4 protein-coding genes and 1 pseudogene are annotated in these 6,544 nt (G+C 42.9%); 2 read left to right on the top strand and 3 right to left on the bottom strand.

Annotated elements, in window-relative coordinates; all coding sequences use genetic code 11:
- Positions 1-66 precede the first annotated feature (66 nt).
- Together Q0K92_RS02850 and Q0K92_RS02855 are read left to right on the top strand one after the other, a co-directional pair.
- Positions 67-1,326: a 6-phosphofructokinase gene (locus Q0K92_RS02850; RefSeq protein ID WP_297324289.1), complete on the top strand. Its 1,260-nt coding sequence runs from the start codon at positions 67-69 to the stop codon at positions 1,324-1,326.
- A 228-nt stretch (positions 1,327-1,554) separates the two neighbouring features.
- Positions 1,555-3,612: a sodium-translocating pyrophosphatase gene (locus tag Q0K92_RS02855; RefSeq protein ID WP_297324290.1), complete on the top strand. Its 2,058-nt coding sequence runs from the start codon at positions 1,555-1,557 to the stop codon at positions 3,610-3,612.
- A gap of 92 nt (positions 3,613-3,704) precedes the next feature.
- On the opposite strand, the gene Q0K92_RS02860 is transcribed toward Q0K92_RS02855, so the two are convergent.
- The 3 genes and pseudogenes from Q0K92_RS02860 to Q0K92_RS02870 all read right to left on the bottom strand — a co-directional run.
- Positions 3,705-4,427 carry a Crp/Fnr family transcriptional regulator gene (locus Q0K92_RS02860; RefSeq protein WP_297324291.1) on the bottom strand — a complete coding sequence of 241 codons (723 nt, stop codon included), beginning with the start codon at positions 4,425-4,427 and terminating at the stop codon, positions 3,705-3,707.
- A 106-nt stretch (positions 4,428-4,533) separates the two neighbouring features.
- On the bottom strand, positions 4,534-5,004 hold the full coding sequence (locus Q0K92_RS02865) for a hypothetical protein (RefSeq protein WP_297324292.1): 471 nt from the start codon (positions 5,002-5,004) through the stop codon (positions 4,534-4,536).
- A 12-nt stretch (positions 5,005-5,016) separates the two neighbouring features.
- Positions 5,017-6,544: pseudogene (locus Q0K92_RS02870) on the bottom strand (TonB-dependent receptor); the annotation flags it as partial.

Genomic DNA, 6,544 nt, shown 5'->3' on the forward strand with positions numbered 1-6,544 from the left:
TCTTGCATGTACAAATGAGCAGAATACAAATAACTTACTTACGATTTGATCAATCAGGAGAAAAAAATGGCAATTAAAAATGCATTTTATGCCCAATCGGGTGGCGTTACAGCAGTTATCAACGCTTCTGCCGCGGGTGTTCTGGAAACGGCACGGCAACATTCCGATAAAATCGGTAATGTGTATGCAGGTCGCAATGGCATCATCGGTGCGTTGACCGAGGATTTGATCGATACCAACGCAGATTCAGCAGCTTCAATCGCTGCACTGCGTTATACCCCATCGGGTGCTTTTGGTTCTTGCCGCTACAAATTAAAGAGCCTGGAACAGAATCGCCGCGAATATGAACGTCTGATCGAAGTATTCAAAGCACACAATATCGGTTATTTCTTTTACAACGGCGGCGGCGATTCCGCTGATACCTGTCTTAAGGTCTCGCAAATAGCGGATACCCTGGGTTATCCGATTCAGGCGATTCACGTTCCCAAAACGGTTGATAATGATCTGCCGATTACTGATTGTTGCCCTGGTTTTGGTTCCGTCGCCAAATACATTGCAGTCTCTACACGCGAAGCGAGTTTTGATGTCGCCAGCATGTCCAAGACCTCAACCAAAGTTTTCATACTGGAAGTAATGGGTCGCCATGCGGGATGGATCGCTGCGGCGGGTGGATTGGCTTCCAGTCCGGATTGCGAAATTCCGGTTGTCATTCTGTTCCCGGAAATCACCTTCAACAAAGAAAAATTTCTTGTCAAAGTGGATCGCTGCGTCAAGGAATATGGCTATTGTTCAGTCGTGGTATCGGAAGGCGTTAAAGGAGAAGACGGTAACTTCCTGTCCGACCAAGGATTACGCGATGCTTTTGGTCACGCGCAATTGGGTGGTGTTGCACCCGTCGTCGCAAATATCATCAAAGATGGTCTGGGATTGAAATATCACTGGGGTGTCGCTGATTACCTGCAACGCGCTGCGCGCCACATTGCCTCTAAAGCCGACGTGGAACAAGCTTACGCCATGGGTAAAGCTGCGGTGGAATACGCCATTGCCGGACATAATTCCGTCATGCCGACGATAGTTCGTGAATCCAATACACCGTACCGCTGGAAAGTGGGTATGGCCCAGCTTGCAAATGTCGCCAATGTCGAGAAAATGATGCCGGCTGATTTTATCAGTGAAGATGGTTTTGGTATTACTCAAGCATGCCGTGAATATCTGGCGCCACTGATTGAAGGTGAAGATTATCCACCTTATAAAAATGGCTTGCCTGACTACGTTCGGTTAAAAAATGCTGCGGTTGCAAAGAAACTGGGTGAGTTCAAGATTTAAGGATTAATCTGGATTGCAATTGCATGAGTGTTGTATCGAAGTCAAACGACACCGATCAAGTCAATGAGCAATCCAAATTTCATTAATATTTAATGCACTCGGGTAACAAGAACATATAAAATACGTCCTGATTGTACTTAGGTTGTTAACAAGTGTTTAATAATGTGGAATTATTAGGCCAAGATTCTACATGTGATTTTGGTGGTCTGACTTTAATTGGAGTTCTTTATGGCTAATGGTTTAGTTATCGCAATAGGTAGCGCGATTTTAGCCCTGATATTCAGTGGCATATGGATTAGGGGCATATATGTTCAATCGACTGGTAACCAGCGCATGCAAGAAATTGCTACCGCTATACAAGAGGGTGCATCTGCATACCTGAAACGCCAGTACATGACGATTGGTATCGTGGGTGTTGTCTTATTTATTGCTCTTGCAATAGCACTCAGTTTGGACACAGCCATTGGCTTTGCTTTGGGCGCGCTTCTATCGGGTGCGGCCGGTTTTCTCGGTATGAACGTTTCAGTTCAGTCGAATGTGCGTACCGCTCAGGCTGCAACCATCGGATTGAATGAAGCGCTCGCTATTGCTTTCCGTGGCGGTGCCGTGACCGGAATGCTGGTAGTCGGTTTAGGTTTGCTGGGCGTTGCTGGCTATTGCGCCATGTTATTTGATGGTGCCGATCCCAATCAAGCAGTCAGCGATGTGATTAAACCTTTAATTGGTTTTGCATTTGGCGGATCATTGATTTCTATTTTTGCTCGTTTGGGTGGCGGTATTTTCACCAAAGGCGCGGACGTAGGTGCTGATCTGGTTGGAAAAGTGGAAGCCGGTATTCCGGAAGATGATCCACGTAATCCGGCGGTGATTGCTGATAATGTGGGTGATAATGTCGGTGACTGTGCAGGTATGGCGGCTGATTTGTTTGAAACCTATGCGGTAACCATCATCGCTACCATGATCCTGGGTGCGCTGCTATTTTCAACCAATGCCATGGATGCTGTGGTTTATCCATTAATGTTAGGGGCGGTTTCCATCGTCGCATCCATTATTGGTTGCTACTACGTCAAGATGCGCGAAGGCGGCAAGATTATGAATGCGCTCTATCGCGGACTGGCTGTTGCTGGCGGTATCGCTTTGCTTGCTTATCTTCCAGTGACCGTTTGGTTCATGGGCGATATGTCTTTGAATATTGATGGCACCGAAGTTGCCGGCGGCATGCTGGTGATGCGTATATTCCTGGCTGCAACGATCGGCCTGGTACTTACCGGGCTCATGGTTGTCATTACTGAGTACTACACGTCAACGGATTTCCCACCGGTTCAACATGTTGCTGAAGCATCAACCACTGGACATGCAACCAACATCATTGCAGGTTTGGGTGTTTCAATGCGCTCAACCGCAGCACCTGTGCTGGCTGTTTGTATCAGTATTTTATTGGCGTATGCATTAGCAGGCTTGTACGGCATTGCGATTGCTGCAACCGCAATGCTTTCCATGACCGGTATTATCGTAGCGCTGGATGCTTACGGCCCAATTACTGATAACGCCGGCGGTATTGCTGAAATGTCAGAAATGCCTGATTCAGTTCGTGCCATTACCGATCCTTTAGATGCTGTTGGCAATACCACAAAGGCTGTTACCAAAGGTTATGCCATTGGTTCTGCCGGCTTAGCCGCATTGGTATTGTTTGCTGATTACACCCATGCACTGGAACATGCCGGACATGCGATAACCTTTGATTTATCCAATCACATGGTCATTATCGGCCTCTTCATTGGCGGCATGATTCCCTACTTATTTGGCGCCATGTCGATGGAAGCTGTTGGACGTGCTGCCGGATCAGTCGTGATTGAAGTACGCCGTCAGTTCAAGGAAATTCCCGGTATTATGGAAGGTACAGCCAAGCCTGACTATTCACGCGCAGTGGATATGCTGACCCAGGCAGCGATCAAGGAAATGATGATTCCTTCATTATTACCTGTACTGATTCCTTTATTAGTCGGTGTGATTCTGGGACCACAAGCTTTAGGTGGTGTGTTGATGGGTTCTATCGTAACCGGCCTGTTTGTTGCGATTTCCATGACAACCGGTGGCGGTGCTTGGGATAATGCTAAGAAATATATCGAAGATGGTCACTTTGGCGGTAAAGGCAGTGAAGCGCACAAAGCCTCGGTAACCGGTGACACTGTAGGCGATCCTTACAAAGACACGGCAGGCCCAGCGATCAATCCACTGATCAAGATTATTAACATTGTGGCATTGCTGATTATTCCACTGCTGTAATAATCTGTTACGTAAGTTAAAAAGCACACCATAAATTGGTGTGCTTTTTTTATTTGATTGCCCGGGATTACCACAAGGCGTCAGCAAGTTTTTTACATGCAGCGAATACTCTCAACCAACTCGGTTAACCTTGCCACATCGAGAATATGTATCACATCACCTTCACGCAGAATGATATTTTCAGCTTCCAGATCATTAAGCTCCCGCGTTACAGCTTCACGGTGCGTACCAATAAGACACGCTAATTCAACATGCGTGGGTACTGCTGAAATAATTGCCTTATTGTTGGATATAGCTGCTTGTGTTTTGGCAAGATGCAGCAATTTAGCACGGATACGATTGGGCACTTTCAATGTATCGGATTCAAAAACCCGCTCGGTCAATCGACGTATTTGCCCAGTCAATCTTTGCAAAATTGCCGCTGCAATCTGCCGATTGCTGAAAATTAATTCCTGGAAGGCTGATGAGGAAATAGATGCCAGTAACGTACTGGTTTTGGCGACAACATTAGCCGATCGTGATTGACCATCAATCGCCGTCAATTCACCAAATATCTCACCCGCAACCAGATCGCACAAAATAACTTCTTTGCCCGACATAGAATTATAATTCACACGCGCCTCACCTTGCGTGACGAAGAATACACTATTGGAATCATCGTGATACCGAACAATCTCCTCTCCAGCTTCATAGCGATGCCAATGACAGGCTTGCGCGATAGCTTCCAGATCAGTTAAAGACAGGTCCTTAAATTCCTTAATGACCGAAAGAAATGCACAGGCGCGATCAGGTGAAATTTGTCTTGCAGTCGTCATCCTTCTAAAACCTTTCCAAACAGTCAATATAACAATTGATTAAAGAATTGAGCTACTAGATATCTAATATAGATCGGAAAAATCGCTCATTAAAAATGCATGGTTTTTACTTGCACCAGCAATTTTGTCTCACATACCCCAAATTATCTATGTAAGTACCCGAGCAATCAACAGTAGCTTGATATGGATTACAACGAGCAGCATATGCATTGCCACTACCACTTGCTATTTGCATTAATAAATTTTGCACGCTTTTATCATCGCCATAGTCAGTCGCAATTTTGGTACCCTCAGGCCTTATTAATTTATATTCTCTATTATCTGATTTCTTAACAACAAGTATATAACTCGTATCTTTATCAATTGGAATAGTAATGTCTCTTTCTCCAAGACCTGCTGCTGTGGCATTTATTACTTTTTTTTCTTCTGCAAATAATAAATCATCTGGTGAAACTTCAATTCTTTTGAGTTTCTCTACTAGAAAGAGTGCCAGTAAGAATCCAATAACCAATATAAATACAGTTGTCATTTCTTTTTTTGTATATGCCAACTTTTTCTCAATTTCTGTGTCTTTCATTTATCTCTCCATTTAAAAATTTAAAGTTAATCTAACAAAAAAAGTACGACTTGGTATATAACTTGATGCTACTGGTTCAGATATATAAAATTGTGTATTTCTATAAAAAAAGCTTTCATCCAGAAGGTTTTTTACTTCAAAACTAAGTAACCCTCTTCGTGAAGGTAGTCTATAACCTGCTATTGCATCCAGCAAGAAAAAACTATCAAACCCTTCGGTTTTCCCAATCTTTGGATCAAGAAGAGTATGGCTTCTTCTTTCAAAATCTTGACTAATAAATGTTCCTGTCAAACTAGAAAATAATCCGTTCGGATTAAAATACTTGATACTGATAGGAGCACTTAGCGTTTGAATTTTTTTTGGACTAACATCCAGAGGGCTAGTATGCTTATCATCATCGCGAATAAATTTCTCGAATTGAAACTCACCCGTCATCGACCAATTTGAATTAAAAATTGCGTAAAGATAAGAACGATAGACCTGCTCAGCTTGTTTCTCAAACTCCCGTGTAGTCAAATTTGGGACATCCAAGTTTCGTATTGCAGCCTCTACACCACCATACAAATGATCCAAAATGCGAGCATCTAAGCCAACTCCTCTACGCCTTGATTTTGTACCATTAGGATCATCAAAGAATTGATTAAAACCAGCTACTTGTGTTGGTTCGATAGTTTGTTGCGTAATCAAATCAGTTTTTACAGTTTCAAACCATGCTAATCGCAACCGTAAATCATCAGAAATATTCCATTGCAATCCAAACTTTGGATCCAGCTCCTTTATTCTTAAAGGAGCTGATATAGCAGTACTAGAAGTTTTATATGAGCTATAACTAAAACCGAGTGTTGCGGTAACGTTTCTCGGTAGAAGCCAATGTGAATACATATAAGCATTGCTACGTTCATTTTCTATTTCTGATATTAAAGGATGGCCTTTATTGGCTGTATCAGATTCTACGCGAGATACTCCACCACCACTTGTTATATTAAAGAATTTCTCACGAAACAAGTGCTGAGTTTCAAATTGATATCGATCACTGCTACTTGATTCACTATTCGCCGGATTAAGGGTACTATCTACTTTATTATTTGCATAAATTGTAGAAATGATAACATCTTGGTTGGGAGTAAAAGCATACCTTGCTCCTAACCGTACGGAATCCTCTTGTAACTTTCTTCTTCCCTTACTAGAAAATAATTTCGGATTAAAATCTAGTTGAATATCACCATGCTCTTTCTCACGTGTACGTAGTTCAACTTGAACATTAAATTTTGAAGTAAATGCATGCTGTATAAATGCACTATAGATGTTATGTTTCTGATCATTATTTGCGCGAAAGCCATTAGTTTCGTAATGAAACTGCCCCAAACTGATGGAAGTACGCTCATTAAACTTCGAAAAAACCATTTCATTGCCTAAGGTGCCATTGCTACCTACAATCCCTGAGGTCACCAATTGCGGCTTGCTACGTTCCATGAGTGGTGCAAACTCATTAAATCCGGTCGAAGAAGGACCTGTGTTGGCAATAATATTGAGATCCGCT

This window comes from Nitrosomonas sp. (assembly GCF_024282095.1).
Classification (GTDB): Bacteria; Pseudomonadota; Gammaproteobacteria; order Burkholderiales; family Nitrosomonadaceae; genus Nitrosomonas.

What these genes read in the sequence shown, in the direction of transcription:
- Q0K92_RS02850 (WP_297324289.1), top strand. Translation starts at nt 67, where the DNA reads ATGGCAATTAAAAATGCATTTTATGCCCAATCGGGTGGCGTTACAGCA.
- Q0K92_RS02855 (WP_297324290.1), top strand. Translation starts at nt 1,555, where the DNA reads ATGGCTAATGGTTTAGTTATCGCAATAGGTAGCGCGATTTTAGCCCTG.
- Q0K92_RS02860 (WP_297324291.1), bottom strand. Translation starts at nt 4,427, where the DNA reads ATGACGACTGCAAGACAAATTTCACCTGATCGCGCCTGTGCATTTCTT.
- Q0K92_RS02865 (WP_297324292.1), bottom strand. Translation starts at nt 5,004, where the DNA reads ATGAAAGACACAGAAATTGAGAAAAAGTTGGCATATACAAAAAAAGAA.